A 1,557-nucleotide genomic window follows, 5' to 3' on the forward strand; every position below is an offset into this window, starting at 1 on the left:
GCTGCCCGTCATTGGGCGGTCTCAGGCGGCCCTGACTGCTCGGGAGGCCTCTATCAGGAGAACGGCCGCGGCGCGGGCCTGACGGGCGGGCTCGGGGGATCCCGCGATGGCCGCCGTGGTCATGGCGCCCTCCGCCAGCAGGGCGAGGTGGGCGGCCAGCTCCGGCGACCCGCCCGAAGCGGCCACCAGGCCGGTCAGGTACTCCTGGAACGCTTCCTTGTGGGCGAGGGTGACGTCGGCCACCGCCGCAGAGGTGGCTCCGAGCTCACCGAAACAATTGATGAACCCGCAGCCGCGGAAGTCGTCTTCGCCGAACCACTGGTACAGCCAGTCGAAGACCGCCAGGACTCGCACTTCGGCGGGCCGGGCATCGACATACCCGGCCAGCGCCGCCCGCCAGCGTGCGTCCCGCCTGCGCAGATACGCCTCCACCAGGTCGCCCTTGGAGGGGAAGAGCTGATAGAGACGCTTGAGGGAGACCCCGGAGGCCGAGCGGATCTCGTCCATTCCCACCGCCTGCACTCCGCGGCCGTAGAACAGCTCCCCGGCCGCGTCGAGTACTCGTGCCCGCGCCGTTTCCAGGTCCAAGACTCTTCCCCTCTTGCGTGAGAACCAACGTTCTCCTACAGTACAGCAGAGAGATGGGAACGATCGTTCTCCAGTTGAGAGAGAAGAGTGCCATGACAGCCAAGAGGCCCCCCATACCGCCGTTCACCGAGGAGGCCGCCCTGCTCAAGGTGCAGGCCGCCGAGGACGCCTGGAACACCCGCGACCCCGAGACGATCGCCCTCGCCTACACCGAGGACTCCCAATGGCGCAACCGTGACGTTTTCCTCAGCGGCCGCAAGGAGATCGTCGAGTTCCTGACCGACAAGTGGGAGCGCGAGCTGGACTACAAGCTGCGCAAGGAGTTGTGGGCCCACACCGGCAACAGGATCGCCGTGCGCTTCGAGTACGAGTACCACGACGCCGGCGGCCAGTGGTTCCGTGCCTACGGCAACGAGAACTGGGAATTCGACCGGAACGGCCTGATGCGCAAACGCTATGCCAGCATCAACGACCTCCCCATCACCGCCGACGAACGCCGCATCGCGACCGCTGTCGGGGTCCCAGTCGAAGAGCGGGGGGCCTCTCGCACCGTGGGGTTGTGAGCAGCGCGGCGCGGGGGTGCGTGGCGGGGTGTGCGGCCGGGATGTACGCGGTCGTCCGGGCCCCACTCGGCGCCCAGGATCGGTCCCATGCCGGGCGTGGACTCGATGTTCCCGGCGCGTTCGTCGGTGCGGAGGGTCTCGCGGATCTCCCGCCCCAAATCCGCTGCTCAGACGTGCTCACCCGTCACTGCGAGCGGGAGCCTCTTTTCGAGCCATCAACGGCAGACCCGCCATCAGCCGCCCCCGGTCCTCCTGGACCGCCGACATTCTCAAGGAATCCGCCATGCCTGCAATTCGCTCGCTCAGGCAGGTGATCACCCCGAAGCGGCTCTCCCGCCGGATGCGGGACGAGGCACGGCCGTTCGAGCCGGCGCTCCTCACCCCGCTGTTGGTGATCGTGCTGACC

2 protein-coding genes are annotated in these 1,557 nt (G+C 68.0%); one reads left to right on the plus strand and one right to left on the minus strand.

Annotated elements, in window-relative coordinates:
* Positions 1-21: 21 nt before the first annotated feature.
* Entirely contained in the window at positions 22-588 is a 567-nt protein-coding gene (locus FCI23_RS55620; protein ID WP_136731757.1) for a TetR/AcrR family transcriptional regulator, read from the minus strand.
* Between the two features lie 92 nt (positions 589-680).
* Between FCI23_RS55620 and FCI23_RS55625 the strand changes: the two genes are divergently transcribed.
* On the plus strand, positions 681-1,151 hold the full coding sequence (locus FCI23_RS55625; RefSeq protein ID WP_136731758.1) for a nuclear transport factor 2 family protein: 471 nt from the start codon (positions 681-683) through the stop codon (positions 1,149-1,151).
* Positions 1,152-1,557: the final 406 nt, after the last annotated feature.

It is taken from the genome of Actinacidiphila oryziradicis (genome assembly GCF_005047355.1).
Classification (GTDB): Bacteria; Actinomycetota; Actinomycetes; order Streptomycetales; family Streptomycetaceae; genus Actinacidiphila; species Actinacidiphila oryziradicis.

What these genes read in the sequence shown, in the direction of transcription:
- FCI23_RS55625 (WP_136731758.1), top strand. Translation starts at nt 681, where the DNA reads ATGACAGCCAAGAGGCCCCCCATACCGCCGTTCACCGAGGAGGCCGCC.